Below are 23,784 nucleotides of genomic sequence, written 5' to 3' on the forward strand. Positions count from 1 at the left end.
CGATTGCTTCGAATCATTTCTTGGTAGAGGCGGATTCCTCGGCGGTCGCGACTCGCGGGACCGACGGATCGGAGCGGATTTCGATGAAGCGCGCTTCAAACTCACTGAAGATGCGTTTCACTACTGGGTCAGCGTAAAGGGTGTCGCGATCGTTGCTCGAAAGTTTCTGTACGGAAGCTTTCGGTGCCGCCGCGCTGGGCGCGTCGCGCTCGACAGATGAAGGAATCGCGGGGTCCGCTGCCCCGATAACTGGTGGTGCGGATGCGCTTGGCGCAGGATCGGCAGCCGCTGCAGGCGGCGACGCCGCGCTGATTTCCGCGGATAAAGCGGCGCCGGCCGCAGCCGCCATTTCGACCCGGATGCGGCGGCCGTAGAGCTCGGTTGCGAGTTCGGCGATCGCGGTCTTGTTGTCGCTGAGATAGCGCACGTAAATTTCGCTGCGCGGCGTCACGGTCAAGATATCGTCGGCGACGCGCAAACCCGCACCCTGCTCCATGAAGCCCGCGAGAGCCGCGCGGCGGCTGCGGATGAAATCACGCAGATCCGGCAGGTCGGCGAGTGTTCCTGCCGGAAGAGCCGCTGATGGCGGAGGTGGGGGACGTCGCGGCGCGCTTGCATTGACCTCGCCGCGAATCGGAATCCGCCGTGCGCCCGACGAATCGCCGGCCGTCGCGCTTACGGACGAGGTCCCGCCGGTTGCCGCTACTGGCGCAGGCGGCGCGGTCACGCCTCCGCCGGCAGCGCTCGCGCTCGCGGCGCCGATCGCGCGAAGCAGCTCGTCGGCGTCGATCACTGGCGCCAGCGTAGCCATCCGCATCAGCGCCATTTCGAGGATCAGGTCGGGATAGGGCGAGCGGATGAGCTGCTCCTGCGCGTCGGCCAAAATGTGGAAGAGCCGCATCAGATCGCGCGCGCTCGCCTGCGCAGCCAGCGCCTTCAGGCCGCTTGCCTCCTGATCGGGGAGATCGGCCAGCGGACTCTGCGGGCCGTCGGCGCCGGGCAGTTTCGCGACCGCAAGGTTGCGCAGGACTTCGAGCAGGTCGCGGCCCATCGATTCAAGATTGGCGCCGCGCCGATGGAGTTCGCGCACGGCGTTAAGCGCGCGCGCGGCGTCCTTTTCGAGGACCGCGGCGATCATCTCCATCACGCGGCTGCGGCTGGCGACGCCCAGGATCGCGGCGACATCGGTCTCGCTGATCTGTCCTTCGAGCGAAGCGATTGCGGTCTCGAGCATTCGTTCGGCGTCGCGCATGCTGCCGCCGGCCTCGCGCGCGAGCAGGCTCAGCGCAGCGTCGTCGGTGGCGGCGCCTTCGAGTTCGGCGAGCTGCCTGAGCCGCGCGAGAATCGCGGCAAACGGAATGCGCCGAAAATCGTAGCGCTGCAGCCGCGACAGGATCGTGTCGGGCATCTTTTGCGGCTCGGTCGTCGCCAGGATGAACTTGACGTGAGGCGGCGGCTCTTCGAGCGTTTTCAGCAGTGCATTAAAGGCCTGATCCGTAAGCTGATGAGCCTCGTCGATAATGTAGATCTTGAAGCGATCGCGCGCGGGCCGATAGCCGAGATTTTCGATAATCGCGCGGGCGTCGTCGATTTTGCGATAGGTCGCGCCGTCGATTTCGACTGCGTCGAGCGCGCCGCCCGCGCGAATTTCGAGACAGGCGGCGCACTTGCCGCAGGGTTCCGGCGTCGGCCCGGTCGCGCAGTTGAGGCATCGCGCGAGGATGCGCGCGGCGGTCGTTTTGCCCACGCCGCGAATCCCGGTGAAGAGGAAGGCGTGTGAGATGCGTCCGCTGCGCAGCGCCTGGATCAGCGTCCGCGTGACGTGCTCTTGACCGACCAGATCCTCGAAGCGTTCAGGACGCCATTTGCGCGCCAAAACCAGATGCGATGAGGGGCTTGCGGCCATCGATATCCTTGGGCGGTTAGTTGCAGCGCGCGTCGCCGCAAAAATCAAAAACGGAGATTGCCCGCCGATGATAGCCAGGCGACCCTGCGGCACAGGGAGTCAGCCGGTACCGTTGCTTCCTTCCGGACCTGGCGGGGTTCGCGGCCTTCCCTTGCGCAGGACCCGGCTATCAGCGGCGGCAATCTCCTTGAAACTCGCTATTAAATTATCACACTGCGCGGCTTGCAACCGACCGCGCAAAACTGTTTTGCTCGGCCTCGGCCCGGCAACCAGCGGAGCCTGGCGTCCTGAGTTTGAAATTAGCTTACAAAATCCGGCGACCGATTCGAGAATTTGGTCAGCGGTCTTGGCCGACCCGCTCAGCGAGCGCGACAATTCGGCTAAGGCGCGAAGAAAGCCTTCAATTGATCCGGCCGTGGGCGCCGCCGCCGGGAGTTTCGATCCGGATGCGATCACCCGGATTAAGGTGCAGGTTGGTCTTGCCGGGAAGTTTTTCACGCGCGCCAGTTTTACGAATCAGATAGTTCGCGCCGAGAGCGCCGTCGCCGCCGCCGTCGAGACCCCAGGGGGCGATGACGCGGCGATCGGTGAGCAGGCTGACAGCGGAATCGATCAGGCATTCGAGTTCGCGGATGAGACCGTCGCCGCCGCGCGCCGCGCCACGCCCGCCGGAGTTTCGGCGAATCCGATACTCAGTGACGCGCAATGGATAGTAGGCTTCGAGCGCCTCGATCGGCGTGTTGAGTGTATTAGTCATATGAGTATGCAGTCCCGAAGCGCCGGGAGCGCCGGGGGCAGCGCCAGCGCCGCCGGCGATGGTCTCGTAGTAGGAGAACTGGCGGGCGCGAAAACGATCGTAGCCGCCGATCGTGAGATTCGACATCGAGCCCGAGCTGGCGGCTGGCACGCGATCCGGCGCGGCCTGCGCCAGCGCGCGGAAGAGCACATCGACGATGCGCTGCGAGGTCTCGACGTTGCCGCCGGCAACCGCGGCGGGCGCGAGCGCATTGACGATCGAGCCGGGCGGCGCGATCAACTTGATCGGGCGCATCAGGCCGGCGTTGGCGGGCACGGCCTCGGCGGCGAGACACTTCATCACATAGAAAGTGGCGGAGAGTGTGATCGCGTAATTGGCGTTGACCGCGCCGCGCACCTGCGGGGCTGAGCCGGTAAAGTCGACGACGGCGCGTCCGCGATCGATTCGGATCGCGACCGCGATCGGAATCGGTCCGTTGCCGAAGCCGTCGTCGTCGAGGAAGTCGCGCGCGCGGTAGAGGCCGGGCTTCAGTTGGCGCAGCGCGGCGCGCATCAGGCGGCCGGCGTAGTCCTTGAGCGTCTCCATCGCGGCGGCGATTTGGCGCGGTCCGCTGGTCGCGACCAGCGTGCGAGTGCGTTCAGCGCCGACCTGCAGCGCGGCGAGCTGAGCGCGCAGGTCACCCTCGCGCTCCTCGGGCACGCGCGTGTTGGCGAGAAAAAGCGCGAAGACGTCGCGCGCGGGCGCGCCGGCGATCATGAGTTTTACCGGCGGGAGGCGGAAACCCTCCTGATAGATTTCGGTCGCGAGCGCCATCGAGCCAGGCGCCATCCCGCCGATGTCGGCATGATGGGCGCGGTTGGCGGCGTAGGCGAAGGGGCGCGGCGAGCCGTCGATAAAGATCGGCATCACGACGGTGACGTCGGGAAGATGGGTGCCGCCGGCGAAGGGATCGTTGACGATGGCGACATCGCCGGGTCCGAGCTCAAGCTGGTCGATAACGGCACGTACGGAGAGCGGGGTCGCGCCGAGATGGACCGGGATGTGGGCGGCCTGCGCGACCAGCTCGCCGCGGCCGTCGAAGAGCGCGCAGGAGTAGTCGCGGCGCTCCTTGATGTTCGGCGAGTAGCCGGTCTGGCCGAGGACGACGCCCATCTCTTCGGCGATGGCGGCGAGGCGCGCGTTCATCACGGCGAGCGTGACCGGATCGAACTTCATGGTCATCGCAACTCCAGGTGCAGGTTGCCGAAGTCGTCGGTGTGGGCGGCGAATTCGGGCGCGACGTAGGCGGTGGCGCTGAGCTCGACGACGATGAGCGGGCCGTTGAGGCGAGCGCCGGCGCCCAGCGTGTCGCGCGCATAGACGGGAATCGTGCGCGCGACGTCGGCGACGATCGCAGAGGCGCGGGCAAGTGGTTGTGGTCGCGGCTTCGCGCCGAGTCGGGTCTGGGCGAGCGCGGGTGCAGGCGCGGAGGCGCGCACGCGGAGGTTGACGACTTCGACGGGCGCGTCGGGCGCGGCATGGCCGAAGGTCCGGCGGTGGCGCTCGTGAAAATCGTCAAGGAAGCGCGGGCGGAGCTGGATTTCTATTTCGTAGGACTGGCCGCGATAGCGCAGATCGGCCCAGAGCTCGTGGCGGATGGAAGCGGGCGCTGCGCCATCGGCTAGCAGAGCGGCGCGGGCGCGCTCGATCAGCGGACGGGCGCGGCGCTCGAGCGCGCGCAGTTCCGGATGCGGATCGCGAATCGTGAGGGAGAGCTCGCGGCCGAGCGGCGCCGCGAGCGCGCCCCACGCGCAGAGGAGTCCAGGATTTCGCGGCATCACGATGTGGCGGATGCCGAGGTCGAGCGCGAGTTCGCAGGCATGCATCGGTCCGGCGCCGCCGAAGGCGAGCAGTGTAAAATCGCGCGGATCGAAACCGCGCTCGACGGTGATGACGCGAATGGCGCGTTCCATGTTGGCGTTGACGACGCGAATCACGCCGCGCGCCGCGGCGGCAGGAGTGGACCTCATCTGGCGGGCAAGCTGAGCGAGCGCGCGGGCGGCGCGGTCGGGATGGAGTTGCATCGCGCCGCCGAGGAAGTTGCCGGCGAGCAGGCGGCCGGCGACGAGATTGGCGTCGGTGACGGTGGGTGCGATGCCGCGGCCATAGCAGGCGGGGCCCGGGTCCGCGCCGGCGCTCTCGGGGCCGACTTTGAGCGAACCGCCGGCGTCGAGCGCGGCGAGCGAACCGCCGCCTGCGCCGACGGTATGAATATCGATCACCGGCGTGCGCACCGGATAGCCGGAGGGATAGCTGAGGGTGCGCAGGCGCGCGCGGCCGTCGAACAGGGCGACGTCGGTGGAGGTGCCGCCCATGTCGAAGGTGATAAGGCGGTCGAGAGCTTTTTGCGTCGATTGCGCCGTCCGCGCTCCGCGGTTGCGCGGCACGGATGACGCGGAATCGCGAGCCAGCGTGGCGGCGCCGACGACGCCGGCGGCGGGCCCGGAGAGGATGGTGCGCACGGGTTCGGCGCAGGCGAGAGCGACGCCGATCGCGCTGCCGTTGGACTGCATCACGCGCAGGGCCGAGCCGCCCAGACGCCGCTCGAGCTGCGTCAGATGCGCGACCATCCGTGGGGCAACGTAGGCATTGACCACGGTGGTCGAAAGCCGTTCGAACTCGCGATACTCGGGCAGGATGCGATGGGAGATCGAGAGCGCGAGCTTGAGCGGGGCCAGGGTGCGGGCGATCGCCTGCTCGCTTTTCGGGTTGGCATAGGAATGGAGGAGGCAGACGGCGATCGCCTCGACGCCGGCGCGTGCGAGGGCGGTGCGCAGCGTGCGAAGTTCCGTGGCGCGAAGGGGCGTTTCGATGTGGCCATCGAAGAGCGTGCGGCCGCCGACGCCGAAACGACGATCGCGCGGCACCAGCGGCGCAGGCCGGCTCGGCGCCAGCGCATAAAGGTCTGTGCGGTTCTGGCGGCCGATTTCGATCAGATCCTCGAAGCCACGATCGGTTACGAGCGCGACCCGTGCGCCCTTTTTCTCCAGCAGGGCGTTCGTTGCGACGGTTGAGCTATAGGTGACGACGGTTGGAGCCCGGCCGTCGATAATCGCGACGAGTCCGCGGAAGACCGCCTCTGCGGGATCGTGCGGAGTCGAAGGGAGTTTGTGGACGCGGATTTCGCCGTCGATCAGAGCGACGAGGTCGGTGAAGGTGCCGCCGGTGTCGATCCCGACGAAGAGCGGCGCAGGCATGGAGCTGATTGAAACAAAAAAGCCGCAGGCAATGCTACCTGCGGCGGCGATCACGAAGTTAGGGCGCGAGCAGTCGGCGGGCGTTTATCAGTCGGCGGATTTGGATGCGCCTTTGTCGGAGCTATCGGCCTTCGCGCTAACGGACCTGGCGCCGGCGGATTTCGAGCTGTCAGCCGATTTTTCGGCAGACTTTTCAGAAGACTTGGCAGGCTTGGTCGCGGCGTCTTTGGCGGCGCTGTCTGATGATCCATTGCTACTGGAGTCGCTGGCGGCGCCAGTGGATGCTGAGGAATCGATGGCGGTAGCATCGGTCTTGCCTTTGTTCGCATAGTCGGTGGCGTACCAGCCGCTGCCCTTGAGCACGAAGGAGGTCGCCGAGATGATCCGCTCGACCTTGCCCTTGCAGGTCGGGCACTTTTTCAAGGCATTCTCGGTGATGCGCTGGGTGACTTCGAAAACTCCGCAGTTATGGCACTTATATTCGTAGATTGGCATGAGATTCAAGCAACTCTATTGACGGTCGCGCCTGCTGCACGCGAGCAAAGGCTCTACTTCGTAGGTAACCATGCGGCGATTCATTGTCAATCACATCCATCGAGTGCCAGTTGATTTTGCGGCTGGATGCGGCGGGGATGCACGCTTTATCCAAACGATGGGGCCGCGCCGATGGTCAGGTACTGAAGCAGACTCGTGATCACAACCCGCTGAAGGAAGCCGATGGCGAGCAGCACCACCATCGGAGAGAGGTCGATGCCGCCAAAAACTGTCGGCAGATGCTCGCGCACGAAGTCGAACACCGGCTCGGTGACTGAATAGAGAAAGCGCACGATCGGGTTGTACGGGTTGGGCTCGATCCAGGTCAGCAACACGGCGACGAAGACGATCCAGAAATAGATGTTGAGCAGCTGGTAGATAGTCGTGAGCGTCCAGCCGATGAGTTGGTTCCAGAAGATCACGGATTATGTCCTAAACGGTTAGTTGCGGCCGAGATCGCGAGAGCGCTCAGCGGCGGCATGCAGGGCTTTAGAGACAATATCAGAAAAGCCGGACTCGGCGAACTTACGCAGGGCAGCCTCGGTGGTGCCGCCGGGTGAGGCGACGATGCGGATGAGTTCGGCGGCGTCGAGCGGCGACTGGCGCATATTCTCCTCCGCACCGCGCACGGTCTTGAGCGCCATCCGGAGTGAAAGTGCGGGCGGGAGGCCCTCGGCGACTCCGGCGTCGGTCAGCGCCTTGACGAAGAGATAGACGTAGGCTGGGCCGCTACCGCTGAGAGCCGTCACGGCGTCGAGCAAGGTCTCGTCGTCGAGCGCCACGGCGTCGCCGACGGCGCGGAAGAGGCGCAGCGCGAAAGCTTCGTCGGCCTTGGAGGCGCCGGGCGCGCGCACCATCGCGGCCATGCCCTGCCCGACCATCGCGGGCGCATTCGGCATCACGCGAACGACCCGCGCGGCGGCTCCGAAGGCGGCGGCAAAGCGACCGAGCGTGATGCCCGCAGCGATCGAGATGAAGAGGCGGTCTTTGGCCGCGAGTGAGCGCGGAGTTTTCCCGCTGCGCGCCGTGGTTTTCGCGGCCGGCGGGGCGAAGACGGTCGCGATCTCGCGCAGCACCTCGTCGATATTCTGCGGCTTGACGGCAAAGAGAATCGCGCGCGCGTTGCGAACTACTTCGAGGTTGTCGGCGGTAGCGTCGATCTTGAGCTTGCGTTTGATCTGCCGGCGGCGCGCGGCGTCGACGTCGGAGGCGATGAGGTCGGCGGGCGTGAAGACCTGGCCCTCAACCAGCCCGCGCATCAGCGCCTCGGCCATGTTGCCGCCCCCGATAAAACCCAGCTTTTTCATCGCCTACCTTTCCCCCTGCTCCGTAGTGGCCGAGGTATCTTACGTGATCCGCTGGGCGGCGGCTTCAAGGGCTGGGCGGAAATTCGGATGGCTGATAGCCGCCAGGCGGCGGGCACGCTCGGCGAGCGGACGGCCGCGCAGCTCGGCCGCGCCAAACTCAGTGACGATGACGTCGGCGTCACTGCGCGGGGTCGTAACGATGCCGTCGGCCAGGGCGGGCACGATCCGGCTGTTGATGTCGTTGCGCGCAGTCGAAGGCAGCGCGATGATCGCGCGCCCGGCCGAGGCGAGCTGTGCGCCGCGCACGAAGTCGCCCTGTCCGCCGGTGCCGCCGATATATTCGCCGGCTGCAGTCTCGGCGTTGATCTGGCCGCTCAGGTCCACCTCAATCGCGGAGTTGATCGCAACGAATTTGCCGAGGCGACAGAGGACGTTCGCGCCATGCGTATGCATGTAGGTGAAGAGGCGAATCGCGCGGTTTTTGTGGGCGAAGCGGTAGAGCCGCTCGGTGCCGACCAGCAACGCTGCGGCGGTGATGCCGGTATCGATCGGTTTGCGGGCGTTGGTGACGACCCCGGCTTCGATCAAGTCGGCGACGCGATCGCTGATCAGTCCGGAATGAAAGCCGAGGTCGCGGCGATCGCCGAGCTGCGCGAGCACGGCGTCGGGAATCGCGCCGACGCCGATCTGGATCGTCGTCCCATCTTCGATGTAACCGCAGATGTGGCCGGCGATTTTTTCTTCGATCGCAGAAATTGGCTGGGGCCGGGATTGCGGCAGCGGGCGCGACGTGCGCACGAGGTAATCGATGCGTTCCGGCGCAATTTGCCCGTCGCAATAGGTCCACGGCAGCTCGGCATTGACCTCGGCGATAACGACGCGCGCCCGCGCGATCGCGAACTGTTGGAAGTCGTTGGCGATTCCGAAGCTGTAGGCGCCACTTTCGTCGGGCTCGCTCAGTTGGACGAAAACCACGTCACTGCGAATGGCGCCGCTATCGAAGTAGCCCTTCAATTGCGAAAGATGAGCCGGCAAGACGCGCAGCATTCCGGCGCGGGAGAGCGCCAGCAGATTACCCATCGCGCCGAAGCTGGTGAAACTCAGGACGTCGGCGTGCTCGGGCTTCAAAGTCTGGCGCGAGCGGACGCCCGCGAGAAAGACCTCGGCGCGGCCGATCCGATGCCGCTGTTCGAGCAGCTTTTCGACCAACGTCGCGGGCTCGCCGATCCCCTGGCCCCAGACGACCTGCTCGCCCGGATGAATGATGCCCGCGAGATCGAGGTCCTCGAGCTTGATCTCGCGCGGCATCGTCGCGCTGCTAAGCCTGACGGAAGGCGAGGATGCTGCCCTCGCCGTTGGCCGAGACGTAGATCGAGCCGTCGCGGTCTTGCGCGATGCCAGCGAAGGGCCGGATTGGTCCGGGGAGCAGTCCCGGGATGCCGGCCAAAACGTGTGGCACGACGCCCATCGGCGAGCCGATGGGGAGATTCGAGGCGATCGTCTCCTGCTTGCGTGACTTGGTCGAGAAGCGAATCAGCTGGTGCGCGCCTGGGTCCACGACATAAAGGTCGTCACCTGAGAGCAGCACGCCCTGCGGCTCGCGCAGTCCGCCGAGCACCTCGCTGACGCCGCCATTGACGTGAACGACGCGGCCTTTGCCGGCTTCGGTGACGTAGCATGAGCCGTCGGGCGCGACCGCAACTCCGGTCGGTCGCGACAAGCCGCTGGCTGCCGTCTTGGTCTCCTTGCCTGTAATGACGAGGACGCGCCCGCCGCCGCTCTCTGCGACCACGATCGCGCCGTTCGGCGCCATCGCCACGCCATGAATTTCCTGCAGGCCCTTGGCGTTTTCGGTCATCGCATGAGAGGTCGGATGGTAGGTCGTGACGTCGCCGGCGGAAGTCGTAACAAGGAGATTGCCGTCGGGCGCGGCGCCGAGTCCGCGCACGAAGCCCGGGAAGGCCCCATCGAAGAGCATCCCGACGCGCCGCTGCGCGCCGTTGGGATCGACCGCCGCCATGCTGATGCCGTCGGCGGCGTAGAGCACGCCGTCACTGCCGACCGCGAGCCCGGCCGGTTCGCAGAAGCCTGGGGGAATCAGCCGCCGTTCGCTGCCATCGGCCATCAACTCGGCGACGCCGCCGTCGGTGAAGTGTGAGATGAAAATGCGATCGTCGGCGGTGAGCGCGAAGTTGTCGAGACCCGGACGCACTTTCGCGTGGACCCGCTTGGTGGCGCTCTGCAAATCGATCTTCAGGATCTCGCCGGTGCGGCCCTGGGTGCTGATGAGTTCGCCTTTGCTGTTGATTTTCACCGCGGTCGGCAGGCCGAGGTCCTTGATAAAGGGTTCGGGACGGCCGCCGCCGACAGCGACGCGCCAGATGGCGTTTTCGCCGAGCACGGGAAAATAGATGTAGCCGTCGGGGCCGAGAAAGAGCGCGTTGGGCAGCGGCAGATTATCTGCTATCAGCCGAGGCGCGTGGCCGTCGGCAAACAGCTCCCACATCCGCCCGTTGGGCCGGCATTCGTCCATGAAGATGCGATCCTGATGAACCGTCACGCCGTTGGCGGCGCTGACGTGGTCGGCGATGATCCGCACCTCGCCATTGGGTGAGCGCGCGCAGACCCGCTCGCTCATCACCTCGGTAATGTAGAGGGTGCCTTTCGAGTCGAAGGCGAGGTCGTCGGGCGCGATGATCGGTCCGCCCTGCGGGCTGATGATCGAAACTTCGCCGCTGACCGTATCGATCGCGCTGAGCTGGCTGCCGAAGGCCTGGGCGACGTAGAGCCGCTTGTCGGGTCCGATGCGCATCCCATTGGCGCCGTAGAGCGCGCTCGGCGGGGTGAGTTGCGTGCATTTCCATCCGTTGGCGACGGTGGCCGCCAACGCCGATGAGCCGTAGCGATTGCTGGTTTGTGCCATTAGTCGAACCTCCGCCGAGTCAGTCGATAGTGTCGCGTAGCGCGGATGAGGCCTGATCGTCAACAGCAAGAGCGGCGCTCGCAGACTCGTCTGCTCGACTCCAGCTCGTTGCGCTTGGTAAGGCTTCGTGCAGTGGCGGGCTTTTGCCGTACAATAGGCCGCGAACCTCGGCAGGCTGACGCCGGCCGAGCTCGCACGATTCCTGAAAATTGAACCGACGATCGCAGAGACGATTGCGCATAGACAGTGGCATAAGGGATTCCAAGGTGTTGCCCAAGGTTACGATTCTGATTCCAACTTATCGGCGGCCGCAGCCTTTGCGACGGGCGCTCAAGAGTGCGCTGGCGCAAACCTTCCGAGACTTTGAAGTCCAGGTTTGCGACGATGCCTCCGGCGATGAGACGGCGGCGGTCACGGCGGAGTTCGCCGCTCGTGACCGCCGGGTCAAATATGTCGGGCGCGCACAGAATCTGGGCATGATCGGTAATTTCGTGCGCTCGACCGAGGACGTCCGCACGCCATTTTTTACGGTGTTGGATGACGACGACGTCGCCATGCCGGATTTCCTCGAGTCGGGTCTGGCGCAACTGGAGCGTTTCAGCGAAGCTCCCATATATTGCGGATTGCTCGTGTTCTGTTCGGAGGCGGGCGACTGTCTCGGCGCGCCGGCCGCGCCGGGCGCCGAGGGGCTGCATCAGCCGCCGGCGTTGATGGAAATGATGCGCAGCCAGAGCTTGGGCGGAGTCATCTTCCGCACCGAGGGACTGCGGCGCGCGGGCGGCCTCGATGCGGAGATAAATTTCTCTTTCGATACGGATCTCCTCTGGCGCATCGCCGCGCGCTGGCCGATCGTGGTGGGACGGCAGCCCGGCGTCCTGCACTTCGTCTATGACGCCTCGGTCGGAAACTCATTGCGGGCGGAGATTTCACTGAAGGCGCTGCGCCGCATGTACACGAAGACCCAGAACGACGTGCGGGATTGTTCCGCTGAGGCCATGGCGCGGCTGCGCGAGGTTATCAGCGATTCCTACGCCCGCCTGGCGCTCCATGCGATTCAAACCGGTCAGCTCGAATCAGCCGCGGCGGCGGGCCGAGTCCTGCGGCTGGAAATGAATCGGCGGCTGGTCGGATTGTGCTTCGAGCGGATCGCCGCGTCCCCGCGGCTCTCGCGTCCGATTGCGCGCTTGGTGCATAACACCCGCGGATGGCAGCAGTCTCGCCGCATGCGCAAGTTCCGTCATTTCAATCCGCTTATAAGGCAAGCTCTACAAGCCTTGGCCTGAGCGATGTGCGGAATTGCCGGAATCGTAACGCCGGGGCGCTACGAAGGGGTCGCGCAGGCGCTGATGCGCATGAGCGCCGCAATCCGTCATCGCGGGCCGGACGCCGAGGGCGACTGGTCGGGCGTGGTCGGCGCGCGTACGGTCGCGCTGGGTTTCCGGCGACTGGCGATTCTGGATTTGAGTGACGCCGGCCGGCAGCCGATGTTTCTGCCGGACCGCAGCCATGGGATTGTCTTCAATGGCGAGATTTACAATTACGTCGAGTTGCGCGACGAGCTGACCGCGCTCGGGGCGAGCTTCCGCACGCAGTCGGATACGGAAGTAATTCTGTGGGCGCTCTCGGTGTGGGGCGAGCAGGCGTTCGAGCGCTTCAACGGCATGTGGGCGCTAGCGTGGCTCGATCAGCGTGCCGCGCGGCTGGTGCTCTCGCGCGATCGGTTTGGCGAAAAGCCGCTCTATTACTATCGCGACGATGACGATCAATTGTTCTTTGCGTCCGAGCTCAAGGCAATTCTGATTGGCACAGGACGGCGCTTCGCGGTGAACCCGATCGCGGTCGGGCGCTACCTCGGGCAGAGTCTGCTCGACGCGCAAGACGAGACATTTTTTGACGGGATTCGCGCCCTGCCGGCCGGGCACAATTTGCATTTCGATCTGAATCGCGGCCGGCTCGAAGAGACCCCGCGGCCCTACTGGAGCTTCGCGACCGCGGCGGTGGCGCAGCCGGTTGCCGATCGCATCGAGCAGGTGCGCGAGACCTTCCTCGACGCGGTGCGGATTCGTCTGCGCAGCGACGTGCCGGTTGGAGTGCTGTTATCGGGCGGCGTCGATTCGTCCGCGATCGCTGCGGCGATGCGCCTGGCGCTCGGCGCTGGCGCAGACCTGCACGCGATGTCGGCAACGTCGGACGATCGCCGCTACGACGAGAGCGCGTTCGTCGCGCAGGTCGCCAGCCATCTCGATTGTCCGGTCCATTACGTCAAGCTGGCGCAGGCGCCCGCGCGCTGGTTCGAGCTGCTCAACCAGGTGACCTACGCGAACGACGAGCCGATCGGCAGCTTTTCCACCGTCGCGCACTATCTGCTGATGGAGCGGGCGCGCGAACTCGGAATCACGGTGATTCTGAGCGGGCAGGGGGCCGACGAGCTGCTCTGCGGCTACCTCAAGTTTCTGGGCTTCCATCTCAACGATCTCGTCCGCCGCGGTCGTCTGTGGAGTGCGGCCCGCACCTTCGGGAGCTTCGTGCGGCGCGGCACAGTCGTGCGGCAGTTTGAACTGAGCGAGGCCAAGCGCTATATGCCCGGCTTCATGCGGCCGCGGGAAATCGATATTCGCGGGCCGCGCCTGCGCGCAACTGATTGCTCACTCGACGTAAGTCTCGGCGCGGGCAATCTCGAGGCGCGGCAGCGCGCCGATCTTCTGCGCTTTTCCGTGCCCGCGCTCACGCACTACGAAGATCGCAGCTCGATGGCCTGGGCGCGGGAAATCCGGCTGCCCTTCCTGGATGCGCGGTTGATCAATCTGGTCCTGCCGCTGGCGCCGGAGTTAAAGTTGCGCGACGGCTGGACCAAGTGGGTTTTGCGCAAGGCGCTCGAGGATCTGCTGCCCGCGCCGATCATCTGGCGCAAGGACAAGCAGGGCTTTATCAACCCGCAGAGTGAATGGCTCAAACATGAGCTGAAACCGCAGGTTGAGACGATGCTCAAGGGAGAAATGCTGACAGCGAGTCGCGGACTGATCGATCAGCCGGCGCTGCGTCAACGTTACGCGGCATATCAGAAGCAGCCGGCGGACCGCGGCGCGATCAGCTTCAAAGATGTCTTCAATCCGATCGTTACAGAGATCTGGGCGCGCCAGTTCGCCGCTCATCTGGCGGCGGCTTAGCCTCACACTCCGAGTCATGCGCGTCTGGATGGTCGAGGCCACCGAGCCACTGCCGATCGACGAGGGCGAACGGGCGTGGCGATGCGGGATGCTGAGCGCGGCGTTGCTCGCGCGCGGCCATGAGGTGCGATGGTGGACGAGCACGTTCCATCATGCGCGCAAGGTCCATCGTCTCGATGCCCCGCAAACGATCGAGCGGCAGCCCGGCCTGACGCTGCGCTTGCTCCACGGTCCCGGTTATCGCCGCAACCTGTCGCTGGCGCGAATCAGGCATCACCAGGTCGTCGCGGAGGCCTTCGCGCGGGAGGCCGCCGTGCTCTCGAAGCCCGACCTGATCTTTTGTTGCATGCCGACGCCGGAGCTTGCGGAAAAAGCGGTTGAGCTAGGCCGGCGCGACGGTGTTCCCGTAGTGATCGACGTGCGCGACCTGTGGCCCGACTCCTATCTGGGGATCGTGCCGCGGCCGCTGCGCTGGATCGCCAAGCTGGCGCTGCGCAGCCGCTTCCGCCGGATGTCGCGCATCTGTCGCGAGGCCCGTGGCCTCACCGCGGTGTCGGATTACTACCTGGCATGGGCGCTCGCCTACGCGGGCCGCTCGCGCTCAGTGAACGATCGGACTTTCCCGCTTGCTTTCCCCGCGCCCGCGCGGCCGTCGCCGGCCGCGAGCCCTGAAGAATCCGCTCGAACGCTCGCACGCTTCAACCTTCCGGCGGGCGCGATCGTCGCAACCTTTGCTGGAATTTTCGGTTCGACCTACGATCTTGAAACTGTTATCGAGGCTGCGCGTAAGCTCGCATCGTCGGGGATTGATGCGGCGCACCTCGTCCTGGCAGGTGATGGTGAAAAGACCGCGAAGCTCAAGGCCAGAGCCCGCGGCTTGACGAATCTAACCTTCACCGGGTGGCTTGACCAATTCGCCTTGCAGGATTTGTTGGCAGCCTCCGCGATAGGCTTGGCCCCTTATACATCCGGCGCGCCCCAATCGATGCCAAACAAGCCGTTCGAGTATATGGCGTCGGGGCTGGCGCTGGTATCATCGCTGGGCGGAGAGCTGGGAGACTTGGTGCGGAGCGAACAGATCGGACTGGGCTACACGGCCGGCGACGCCGCGTCGCTGGCAGCGGCAATCGAATTGTTGTGCGCCAAACCGGCGCTGCGCCGTCAGATGGGCGCCAACGGCCGGCGGATCTTTGCGGAGCGCTTCAGCGACGCCGTGGTCTATCCGGCGCTCGTCCAGCATCTCGAAATGATCGCGAATGGTCAGGTTGCCGACAGTGATCTCCGGGCGAAAACGGATCGTGCGGTCCTCTGAGCGTTTATGATCAAACGGCTCTTCGACCTGATCTTTGCGTCGATTCTCTTGATCGCGCTCTCGCCGCTCTTTTTGTTCGTCGCCGGCTGGATCAAGCTCGAGGGCGGCGGCCCGGTCTTCTATCGAGGGGTAAGGGTGGGCCGTTATGGCAAACCCTTCAAAATGCTGAAATTCCGCACGATGGTCGTCGATGCGGATCGTCGCGGCGCTTCCTCGACGGCCGCCGACGATGAGCGAATCACCGGCTGCGGCCATTTGATCCGCCGCTATAAAATCGATGAACTCCCGCAGTTGCTCAACGTGCTACGCGGCGCGATGAGTATCGTCGGTCCGCGTCCGCAGATCGCGTGGGCGGTCGAACTCTATGACCCGGAGCAGAAGCGAAAGATCCTGTCGGTTCGTCCCGGCATCACCGATTACGCTTCGATCAAGTTCAGCAATGAAGCCGAAATCCTGCGCGGCAGTCGCGATCCGGACGCCGCCTATCTTGAGTTGATCGCGCCGGAAAAGACCCGGCTCGCGCTGCTCTACGTCGAACAGCAAAGCCTGGTGACCGATCTGCATATCTTCCGGCTTACTCTGTTGAATCTGCTCGGCGTGCGGCGCGTCGCGGAAGATCAATCCGCAATCTCGGAGCGGCACCCCGTCGAGGGGAAGCGCGCGTGAAGCAATTCCGCACCGAGACTGAGCGCCAGGTCGGCCGCAATATCGAAGGCATCTTCAATCGATGCGGCGATAGCGTCGAGACCAAGCTCGAGAATTTTCCCAAGTACGTGCGGCGCCAGCAGCTCAAGCGTTTTCTGGCGCTGTACGAAATTTTCAAGCTGGTTCTGCCGGTCAAAGGCTCGGTGGTCGAGTGCGGCGTGTTCCGCGGGTTCGGCCTGATGTCGTGGGCCAAGCTCAGCACGATTCTCGAACCCGAAAATCTCACACGCCGCATCTACGGCTTCGATACCTTCGAGGGCTTTCCCTCGGTCAGTCCGCGCGATCAGAGCGAGTTCCAACAGAGCCGCGAGGGCGAACTCAAGGCCAATAGCTTCAACGAATTGAGCGAGCTGATTCAGGAGTACGACGCTGATCGCTTCCTCGGCCACATGCATAAGGTCGAACTGGTCAAAGGCGATCTGGTGCGGACGATTCCCGAATTCATCGAAAAAAATCGTCATCTGATGGTCAGCCTGCTGTTTCTCGACGTCGATCTATATGACGCGACCAAGGCCGCGATCGAGCATTTTGTGCCGCGGATGCCGAAGGGCGCGGTAATCGCTTTCGACGAACTCGATAATCCGATTTGGCCGGGCGAAACCCTGGCGCTGCTCGAGACGCTCGGCATCGGCGCGCTGCGGCTGCGGCGCCTCGAATGGGACCCCTATATCGGCTACGCGGTGATTGAGTAGCAGGCGGATGGATCACGCGAACAGTAGCAAAGACCCGGCCGGCGCCACGACGCCTAATCATGCCGCCGGCGCCGAGGTCGAGGCGGAGCTGACGGCGCTTGCGCGACGCATGCGTCGGCGCGTTCTGAATATGGTTCATCGGGCCGGCAGCTCGCACGTCGGCACCTGTTTTTCGATGGCCGATTTGCTTGCCGTCCTGTATGGCCGAATCCTGCGGGTGGAACCGTCGCGGCCCGACTGGCCTGAACGCGATCGCTTTATCCTGAGTAAGGGCCACGGCTGCGCAGCGCTCTATGCGGCGCTGGCCGAGCGCGGTTTCTTCCCGTTCGACTGGCTGGAATCTTTTTACCATGACGGCGCGCGCTTGGCGGGCCATGCGACGCATACCAGCGCGCCGGGCGTCGAGGTTTCGACCGGATCGCTCGGGCACGGACTCTCACTCGCTTGCGGCATGGCGTTGATTGCGCTTCGGGAGCACAACCCGGCGCGTATATTTGCGATGCTCAGCGACGGCGAATGCGATGAGGGTTCGACCTGGGAGGCGGCGCTCTTCGCGCCCCATCATAAGCTCGACAACCTGACGGCGATCATCGACTACAACAAGATTCAAAGCCTCGGCAGCGTGAGCGAGACTCTGGAACTCGAGCCCTTCGCGGACAAGTGGCGAGCGTTCGGATGGAGCGTGCGGGAGATCGACGGACACAATGTCGGCGAGATTCTGCGGGCGCTCGGTCAATTGCCCGCTAGCGCGCGCCAGCCGACCTGTATCATCGCCCACACGGTCAAAGGCAAGGGCGTAAGCTTCATGGAAAACCGGCTGCTGTGGCATTACCGCTCGCCCGATCCGGACGAGTTTCAACGCGCGATGCAGGAGCTGGAGGCGAAGTGAGGACGGCGTTTTTTAACGCGCTGCTGTCACTGGCCGAGGAGAATCCGCGCGTGTGCCTGGTCGTCGGTGATCTGGGCTTCGGCCAGATCGAGCCCTTCGCACAGCGTTTTCCGGAACGCTACCTTAACGCGGGCGTCGCCGAGCAGAACATGACCGGTATCGCAGCCGGCATGGCCTTGTTCGGCAAGACGGTCTTCACCTATTCGATCGCCAACTTTCCGACCCTGCGCTGTCTCGAGCAGATTCGCAATGATGTCTGCTATCACAAGGCCGACGTCAAGATCGTCGCAGTCGGCGGCGGCTTTGCTTATGGCGCGCTCGGCATGACTCATCATGCGACCGAAGACCTCGCGATCATGCGCAGCTTGCCCGGAATGACGGTGGTGGCGCCCGGCGATCCGATCGAGACCGATCTTCTCACGCGCGCGTTAGTGGAGCATCGCGGTCCCGCGTATCTGCGCTTGGGCCGCGCGGGCGAAGCCAAGGTGCATGCTGCGCCGCCGGCCGGATTCCGGTTGGGTAAGGCGCTGCAGTTGCGCGGCGGCCGGGACCTGACGCTGATCTCGACCGGCGGGATGCTCGAAACTGCGATCCGGGTTGCGGACGAGCTGCGCGGCGACCGGCTGAGTTGCCGGGTGCTGAGTATGCATACGCTGAAGCCGCTCGATAACGCCGCGGTACTCGCCGCGGCAAGCGAAACCGGGGCGATCTTCACGCTTGAAGAGCACAGCATAATCGGCGGTCTCGGCGGAGCGGTGGCCGAGGTGCTGGCCGAGTCCGGCGGTGGCGCGCGGCTCAAACGCCTTGGCGCGCGTCCTGAATTTTCGCCGATCGTCGGCGGCCAGGATTATCTGCGTGGTCAGCATGGCCTCGCGCCCGCCGCGATCGCGGAAACCGTTCGCGTAACCTTGAGAACCGCGAAGAGTGAAACTTTTGCCTCGGCCTGAGGATTTTCGACTGGACGGTGCTCCCTGCCCATGAGTTATAAGGTTCCCTTCGTCGATCCGCGCGAGCATTACCGCAAGCTCAAGGCCGAAATTGATTTCGCGATAACTGATACTTTGGCGCGGGGCGATCTCGTGCTGCGCGGCCAACTGCGCTCGTTCGAGGAGAACCTCGCGCGGTTCGTCGGAGTCAATTACGCCATCGGCGTCAACAGCGGTTACGACGCGCTGCATCTTTCGCTGCGCGCGGCGAAGATCGGCGCCGGCGATGAAGTGATCACGGTGGCGCATACTTTTGCCGCCAGCGTTTCGGCGATCGTCAATGCCGGCGCGCGGCCGGTGCTGATCGATGTCGGGCCGGACTACAACATGGATATGAGCCGGGTCGAGGCGGCCGTCACGGCGCGCACCCGGGCGATCATGCCGGTCCATCTGAACGGCCGGGTTTGTAATATGGAGCGGCTGCAACAGCTCGCGACGCGCCATCAACTGACAATTATCGAAGACGCGGCGCAAGCCCTGGGCGCGCGCTTCGCGGGCCAGATGGCTGGGTCGTTCGGGCGCACCGGATGCTTCAGTTTTTATCCGTTCAAAACGCTCGGCGGACTGGGCGACGGCGGCGCGGTCACGACCGACGACCCCGAGATCGCGCGAACCGTTACGCTGCTGCGCTTCAACGGCGAGGATCGCGAGACCGGCGAATTCCATTATCACGGCTATACCGCCCTGCTCGACAACGTGCAGGCCGCGGTGCTGGACGTGAAGCTGCGGCACTTGCCGCAGTGGATCGATCATCGCCGCGCCGTCGCGGAGCGCTATCGCGCGGGACTTGAGGGTTGTGACGGCTTGCGCCTGCCGCACTTTCCCGATGAGCGCTATTTTGACAGTTTTCAGAACTACGTGATTCGCACGACGCGGCGCGACGCCCTGCGCGAGCATCTTTGCGAGCAGGGGGTCGAGACTCTGGTCCATTGGCCGAAACCGATGTGGGAACATGCGGGGCTGGGCCTGAAGAATCCGGGCTTGCCGGAGACCGCGGCTATCTGCCGCGAAGTCATCTCGCTGCCGATGAGCGCCGAGACCACGTTCGAGCAGGTCGATTATACGGCAGACGTCATTCGGAAATTTTTCGCGTGACGTCGGCCGCCTGAGCCGGGTTGGAGAGCATCGATGGCCCTGGGGCTGAGCAAGCGCGCTGCGCGCATCACGCAAGCCGAGATCCGCGTGATGACGATCGAGTGCGAGAAAGCCGGCGGCATCAATCTGGCCCAGGGCGTCTGCGATACCGAGACTCCGTTGCCAGTGCGGCGCGGAGCGCAAGCCGCGATCGAGGAGGGTGTCAACAGCTACACCCGCTTCGACGGGCTCGCGGAATTGCGTCAGGCGATCGCGAGCAAGCTGCGCGCGTCGAGCGGAATCATCGCCGACCCGGAAACCGAGATCACGGTGAGCGCGGGCTCGACCGGGGCCTTTTACTGCGCCTGTCTGGCGCTGCTCGATCCCGGCGATGAGGTCATCCTGTTCGAGCCGTTCTATGGCTACCACCTCAACACGATCGAGGCGGTGGGGGCAGTGGCCGGTTTCGTGCGGACGCATCCGCCGGACTGGAGCTTCGACGCGCGCGAGCTCGAGGCGGCGATCACGCCGCGCACGCGCGGGATCATGGTCAACACGCCGGGCAATCCCTCGGGCAAGGTTTATACACGCGCCGAACTCGAACTAATCGCACGGGTTGCGGAGCGTCATGATCTGTTCGTCTTCACCGACGAGATTTACGAGCACTTTCTCTACGATGGCCGCCCGCATCTGAGCCCAGCGGCGCTCCCCGAACTGAAGGAACGCACGATCGCGATCTCAGGCTTCTCGAAGACCTACAGCATCACGGGCTGGCGGATCGGCTACAGCGTCGCGCCGCGCCGCTTCGCCGAGATCATCGGTCACATGAACGATCTGATCTACGTCTGCGCGCCGGCGCCGCTGCAACTCGGAGTCGCGCGCGGCGTCGCCGAACTCGGCGCGGACTATTACGAAGCGCTGACGGTCGAATACACCGCCAAGCGCGAGCGTATCTGCCGCGCCCTCGATGGCGCCGGGCTGACCCCGCATATCCCGCAGGGCGCCTACTACGTGCTCGCCGATACCTCGCGCCTCCCCGGCGCGACCGGCAAGGCGCGCGCGATGCATCTGTTACAGCGCGCCGGCGTCGCCAGCGTACCGGGCGAGGCTTTTTATCACGACGATCACGGCCACAACCTCGCACGCTTTTGTTTCGCCAAGCACGACGACGAGCTCGACGAAGCCTGCCGCCGTCTTGCCCGTCTCGATTAAGCTCGCATTCACTGTCCTGCCAGATGGTTGGAGCTGATTATCAGGCGGTTACGGAGACCGCCGGCGTCAGAATCACGCGCGAGGCGCTCGCGATGGCGCTCACGCGCTATGTCCTTGCCGCCGGCTTTTGCGACGGCAAGCGGGTGCTCGAAGCTGGATGCGGCGCCGGGCAGGGGCTGGGAATCCTCGCCAGGCGGGCGGCGTGTGTGGTTGGCGGCGACTACGATCCGCGGCTGATCGCGGCGGCGGGCCGCCACTATCGCGAGCGTGCCGGCTTGGTGCGCCTCGATGCGCAGGCGCTCCCTTTCGCCGATCACAGTTTCGACGTCGTGATTTTGTTTGAAGCGATCTATTACATTGCGCGGCCCGATCGGTTCGTCAGCGAGGCGCGCCGGGTACTCGATCGCGCTGGGACTCTGATCGTCTGTTCGGCCAATCCCGAGCGCGCAGACTTCAATCCAAGCCCGTTCAGCACGCGCTATCTGAGCGCGCGGGAACTGGCCGGATTGATGCGCGCGGAAGGTTTCGAGCCGCAGCTCGCAGGCGCGTTTCCGATCGATCACGTTTCTATGCGCGGCCGCACGATCGCGACGTTGCGCAAGGGGGCGATCGCGATGGGGCTGATGCCCAAAACCATGAAGGGCAAGCAGCTCCTCAAGCGCCTGTTTATGGGGCGGCTGGTCGAGGCGCCCACCGAACTGGAGGGTGATACCGGAACGGTGGAAGAGCTAAGTCCGCTCGCGCTCGATCAACCTGCGAAGGCTTACAAGGTGATCTTCGCGGTGGGCCGCCTGAGTGTCGCGCCCTGAGCGCCCCGCGACCGGAGCCGCGCGCGAGCGCGGGTTAGCCGCGGCGTTTCGGCGATGGCGCGGGTTCGTCCTCTGCGGCCTCGCTGTCTTCCGCGAGCGGCGCCGGTGCGGCGATTTTCGCCTTGAGCTTGTCGCGCACCTTGGCTTCGATCTCGTCGGCGATTTTGGGATTGGCCTTGAGCAGATCGCGCGCATTCTCGCGCCCCTGGCCGATTCGCTCGCCGCCGTACGAGTACCATGCGCCGAGTTTCTCGACGATATTGTGCTCTGCCGCCAAATCCACCAACTCACCCTCTTTCGAGATGCCGGTGCCGTAGAGAATGTCGAATTCGGCCTCACGGAACGGCGGCGCAACCTTGTTCTTGACGACTTTGACTTTCGTGCGCGAGCCGACGACTTCGTTGGCGCTCTTGATCGTGCCGATGCGGCGGATATCGATGCGCACCGACGAGTAAAATTTCAGCGCGTTGCCGCCGGTCGTGGTTTCGGGATTCCCGAACATCACCCCGATCTTCATCCGAATCTGGTTGATAAAAATTACGATCGTGCGCGAGCGCGAAATGATCGAGGTGAGCTTGCGCAGGGCCTGCGACATCAGCCGCGCCTGCAAGCCCATCTGCGGCTCGCCCATCTCGCCTTCGATCTCGGCGCGCGGCACCAGCGCGGCGACCGAATCGATTACGAGGATGTCCACGGCGCCGGACTGCACCAGCGTCTCGGTGATTTCCAGCGCCTGTTCGCCATTGTCGGGCTGCGAGATCAGCAAGTCCTCGACATTGACGCCTAGCTTGCGCGCATAGCTCGCGTCGAGCGCGTGCTCGGCGTCGATAAACGCGCCGATACCACCGAGCTTCTGCGCCTCCGCGATGCACTCCAGCGCAAGCGTGGTCTTGCCCGATGATTCAGGGCCGTAAATTTCGACGACGCGGCCGCGCGGCAGCCCGCCGACGCCGAGCGCGATGTCGAGTCCAAGCGAGCCGGTGGGAATCACCGCGATATCGGCCACGATCGCCTGCTCGCCGAGCTTCATGATCGAGCCCTTGCCGAACTGTTTTTCGATCTGACTTAACGCCAGATCGAGCGCCTTGGTCTTGATTTCCTGAGCCATCCGCGTCCGCCCCCCGGCATCCATCGCAGGATGCGGAAGAATTTTGCCACAAATGCGGCGGAATAGCTGCTAGTCGCCGGAAGAGTTGTCAGATGACTTGTCGGATGAGTCTTGGGGAGAGTCTGACGCCGAGTCGGAGATAATCTGATCGGGTTGCGGTCCCGGAACCATCCCGGCGAGATCGGCATCCTGAGCCATGCCGGGATTGGTCTGGCGCTCAGCGTCGCGCTTAAGACGCCGCTGCTGTTTGTCCTGCTGCTTCTGTTTGCGGGTCTGTTCTCGGCGGCGTTTTTCCAAATCGCGGTCCTTGGTTGATTTAAGTTGAGATCGCCTGAAGCGGTTAGTAGTGATGCTCAAAGCGGGGCGAGCCCGCAGGCCCGCCCCGGAGTTAATTACTACCAGCGATTGCGGCCGCGGTCCCCGCCGCCGCCGCCGCCACCACCGTTCCGGTTGCCGCCAAAACTCGATTCGCGCGGCTTGGCTTCGTTCACCTTGATATTCCTGCCCTTGAGCTCAGAATCGTTGAACTGCGCGATCGCCTTCGAGGCTTCGTCCGAATTCGCCATCTCGACAAAGCCGAAGCCTTTCGATTGGCCGGAAAACTTGTCCATGATGACCGTGGCAGTTTGCACCTGGCCGGCCTGCGCAAACAAGTTCTCCAAGTCGCTGTTGGTTACCGAGTAGGCCAGATTGCCTACGTACAATTTGCTGGGCATTTGCCCTCCGTGATTTTAGTGCCGGGAAGCTCTCGAACAGAAAACCCGGGCTGATTCCCGAGTCTAGATGAAAAGAACGATCCGAGCGGTTACATTACTTATCCTAGCCCTTTCCCACGAACAATACTAGGGCCCCGGCCTTAATCCTGCCTCCTGACCCCCATTCAACCCTGGGCCTGATCTTTCCGCACGCGTTCCGCGCGGGCGGCGACGTGCGGACGATCGATCAGCGCGCGGAATTGCTCCAGATGGCGGGCCCACCATTGATCGGCAACGCTCGCCGCAGCGAGGTCGGCCGTCGAGCGCGCGTACGATTTGTCACGCCAGCGCCGCCAATCGCGATAGAGCGCGTCGATGCTGCCGCTCATATCGAGACCCGCGCGCAACAGCGAGGCGCGAACCAACTTGTATTCTTCGTCGAGATTCGGAACGGCGTTGGGCATAATTACTC

22 protein-coding genes and 1 other RNA gene are annotated in these 23,784 nt (G+C 64.4%); 11 read left to right on the top strand and 12 right to left on the bottom strand.

From position 1 onward, the window contains the following. Positions 1 to 13: 13 nt before the first annotated feature. The 9 genes from dnaX to VKS22_15000 all read right to left on the bottom strand — a co-directional run bounded on the left by dnaX (position 14) and on the right by VKS22_15000 (position 10,663). A complete protein-coding gene (gene dnaX / locus VKS22_14960; GenBank protein HLW71913.1) occupies positions 14 to 1,906 on the bottom strand; it encodes a DNA polymerase III subunit gamma/tau in 1,893 nt (630 codons plus the stop codon). Between the two features lie 69 nt (positions 1,907 to 1,975). Continuing rightward, positions 1,976 to 2,074, bottom strand: an RNA gene (gene ffs, locus VKS22_14965) — signal recognition particle sRNA small type. Positions 2,075 to 2,306: 232 nt separating this feature from the next. Next, positions 2,307 to 3,878 carry a hydantoinase B/oxoprolinase family protein gene (locus VKS22_14970; protein ID HLW71914.1) on the bottom strand — a complete coding sequence of 524 codons (1,572 nt, stop codon included), beginning with the start codon at positions 3,876 to 3,878 and terminating at the stop codon, positions 2,307 to 2,309. Positions 3,879 to 3,880: 2 nt separating this feature from the next. Then, positions 3,881 to 5,899 (bottom strand): hydantoinase/oxoprolinase family protein, encoded by a 2,019-nt coding sequence (locus tag VKS22_14975; protein HLW71915.1) that lies wholly within the window; start codon positions 5,897 to 5,899, stop codon positions 3,881 to 3,883. Between the two features lie 87 nt (positions 5,900 to 5,986). Beyond that, on the bottom strand, positions 5,987 to 6,394 hold the full coding sequence (locus VKS22_14980) for a zinc ribbon domain-containing protein (GenBank protein ID HLW71916.1): 408 nt from the start codon (positions 6,392 to 6,394) through the stop codon (positions 5,987 to 5,989). A 146-nt stretch (positions 6,395 to 6,540) separates the two neighbouring features. Next, a complete protein-coding gene (locus VKS22_14985) occupies positions 6,541 to 6,855 on the bottom strand; it encodes a YggT family protein (GenBank protein ID HLW71917.1) in 315 nt (104 codons plus the stop codon). 18 nt (positions 6,856 to 6,873) lie between these two features. Further along, the gene (gene proC, locus VKS22_14990) at positions 6,874 to 7,740 is read right to left on the bottom strand and encodes a pyrroline-5-carboxylate reductase (protein ID HLW71918.1); all 867 of its coding nucleotides are present in this window, start codon (positions 7,738 to 7,740) and stop codon (positions 6,874 to 6,876) included. Positions 7,741 to 7,779: 39 nt separating this feature from the next. Continuing rightward, the gene (locus VKS22_14995) at positions 7,780 to 9,048 is read right to left on the bottom strand and encodes an acetyl-CoA hydrolase/transferase C-terminal domain-containing protein (protein ID HLW71919.1); all 1,269 of its coding nucleotides are present in this window, start codon (positions 9,046 to 9,048) and stop codon (positions 7,780 to 7,782) included. Between the two features lie 10 nt (positions 9,049 to 9,058). Then, positions 9,059 to 10,663 (bottom strand): hypothetical protein, encoded by a 1,605-nt coding sequence (locus VKS22_15000; protein HLW71920.1) that lies wholly within the window; start codon positions 10,661 to 10,663, stop codon positions 9,059 to 9,061. Positions 10,664 to 10,929: 266 nt separating this feature from the next. Here VKS22_15000 and VKS22_15005 point away from each other — a divergent pair, with 266 nt between their 5' ends. From VKS22_15005 to VKS22_15050, 10 genes are read left to right on the top strand one after another with little or no spacing between them, the layout of a single operon-like run. Next, positions 10,930 to 11,946, top strand: a complete 1,017-nt coding sequence (locus tag VKS22_15005) for a glycosyltransferase family 2 protein (GenBank protein ID HLW71921.1) — start codon at positions 10,930 to 10,932, stop codon at positions 11,944 to 11,946. A gap of 3 nt (positions 11,947 to 11,949) precedes the next feature. Beyond that, on the top strand, positions 11,950 to 13,830 hold the full coding sequence (gene asnB / locus VKS22_15010) for an asparagine synthase (glutamine-hydrolyzing) (GenBank protein HLW71922.1): 1,881 nt from the start codon (positions 11,950 to 11,952) through the stop codon (positions 13,828 to 13,830). A gap of 28 nt (positions 13,831 to 13,858) precedes the next feature. Further along, on the top strand, positions 13,859 to 15,142 hold the full coding sequence (locus VKS22_15015) for a glycosyltransferase family 4 protein (GenBank protein HLW71923.1): 1,284 nt from the start codon (positions 13,859 to 13,861) through the stop codon (positions 15,140 to 15,142). A 6-nt stretch (positions 15,143 to 15,148) separates the two neighbouring features. Beyond that, complete coding sequence (locus VKS22_15020; protein HLW71924.1) at positions 15,149 to 15,808, top strand: sugar transferase; 660 nt, start codon at positions 15,149 to 15,151, stop codon at positions 15,806 to 15,808. Continuing rightward, a complete protein-coding gene (locus VKS22_15025) occupies positions 15,805 to 16,539 on the top strand; it encodes a class I SAM-dependent methyltransferase (GenBank protein ID HLW71925.1) in 735 nt (244 codons plus the stop codon). The genes VKS22_15020 and VKS22_15025 overlap by 4 nt, the downstream gene beginning before the upstream one ends. Positions 16,540 to 16,546: 7 nt before the next feature. Beyond that, positions 16,547 to 17,428 carry a transketolase gene (locus VKS22_15030; protein HLW71926.1) on the top strand — a complete coding sequence of 294 codons (882 nt, stop codon included), beginning with the start codon at positions 16,547 to 16,549 and terminating at the stop codon, positions 17,426 to 17,428. Further along, entirely contained in the window at positions 17,425 to 18,375 is a 951-nt protein-coding gene (locus tag VKS22_15035) for a transketolase C-terminal domain-containing protein (protein ID HLW71927.1), read from the top strand. The genes VKS22_15030 and VKS22_15035 overlap by 4 nt, the downstream gene beginning before the upstream one ends. Positions 18,376 to 18,405: 30 nt before the next feature. Further along, a complete protein-coding gene (locus VKS22_15040) occupies positions 18,406 to 19,509 on the top strand; it encodes a DegT/DnrJ/EryC1/StrS family aminotransferase (protein HLW71928.1) in 1,104 nt (367 codons plus the stop codon). A 33-nt stretch (positions 19,510 to 19,542) separates the two neighbouring features. Continuing rightward, positions 19,543 to 20,700: a pyridoxal phosphate-dependent aminotransferase gene (locus VKS22_15045; GenBank protein ID HLW71929.1), complete on the top strand. Its 1,158-nt coding sequence runs from the start codon at positions 19,543 to 19,545 to the stop codon at positions 20,698 to 20,700. 23 nt (positions 20,701 to 20,723) lie between these two features. Continuing rightward, positions 20,724 to 21,509 (top strand): class I SAM-dependent methyltransferase, encoded by a 786-nt coding sequence (locus VKS22_15050; GenBank protein ID HLW71930.1) that lies wholly within the window; start codon positions 20,724 to 20,726, stop codon positions 21,507 to 21,509. 34 nt (positions 21,510 to 21,543) lie between these two features. On the opposite strand, the gene recA is transcribed toward VKS22_15050, so the two are convergent. Continuing rightward, a complete protein-coding gene (gene recA, locus VKS22_15055) occupies positions 21,544 to 22,617 on the bottom strand; it encodes a recombinase RecA (GenBank protein ID HLW71931.1) in 1,074 nt (357 codons plus the stop codon). Positions 22,618 to 22,770: 153 nt separating this feature from the next. On the opposite strand from recA, the gene VKS22_15060 reads away from it, so the two are divergent. Further along, positions 22,771 to 22,932, top strand: a complete 162-nt coding sequence (locus tag VKS22_15060; GenBank protein ID HLW71932.1) for a hypothetical protein — start codon at positions 22,771 to 22,773, stop codon at positions 22,930 to 22,932. An 80-nt stretch (positions 22,933 to 23,012) separates the two neighbouring features. On the opposite strand, the gene VKS22_15065 is transcribed toward VKS22_15060, so the two are convergent. Together VKS22_15065 and VKS22_15070 are read right to left on the bottom strand one after the other, a co-directional pair. After that, positions 23,013 to 23,333, bottom strand: a complete 321-nt coding sequence (locus VKS22_15065) for an RNA-binding protein (GenBank protein ID HLW71933.1) — start codon at positions 23,331 to 23,333, stop codon at positions 23,013 to 23,015. A 164-nt stretch (positions 23,334 to 23,497) separates the two neighbouring features. Next, positions 23,498 to 23,776, bottom strand: coding sequence for a hypothetical protein (locus VKS22_15070; GenBank protein ID HLW71934.1), 279 nt, complete (start codon positions 23,774 to 23,776; stop codon positions 23,498 to 23,500). Positions 23,777 to 23,784: the final 8 nt, after the last annotated feature.

Source organism: Candidatus Binataceae bacterium (assembly GCA_035308025.1).
Classification (GTDB): domain Bacteria; phylum Desulfobacterota; class Binatia; order Binatales; family Binataceae; genus JAJPHI01.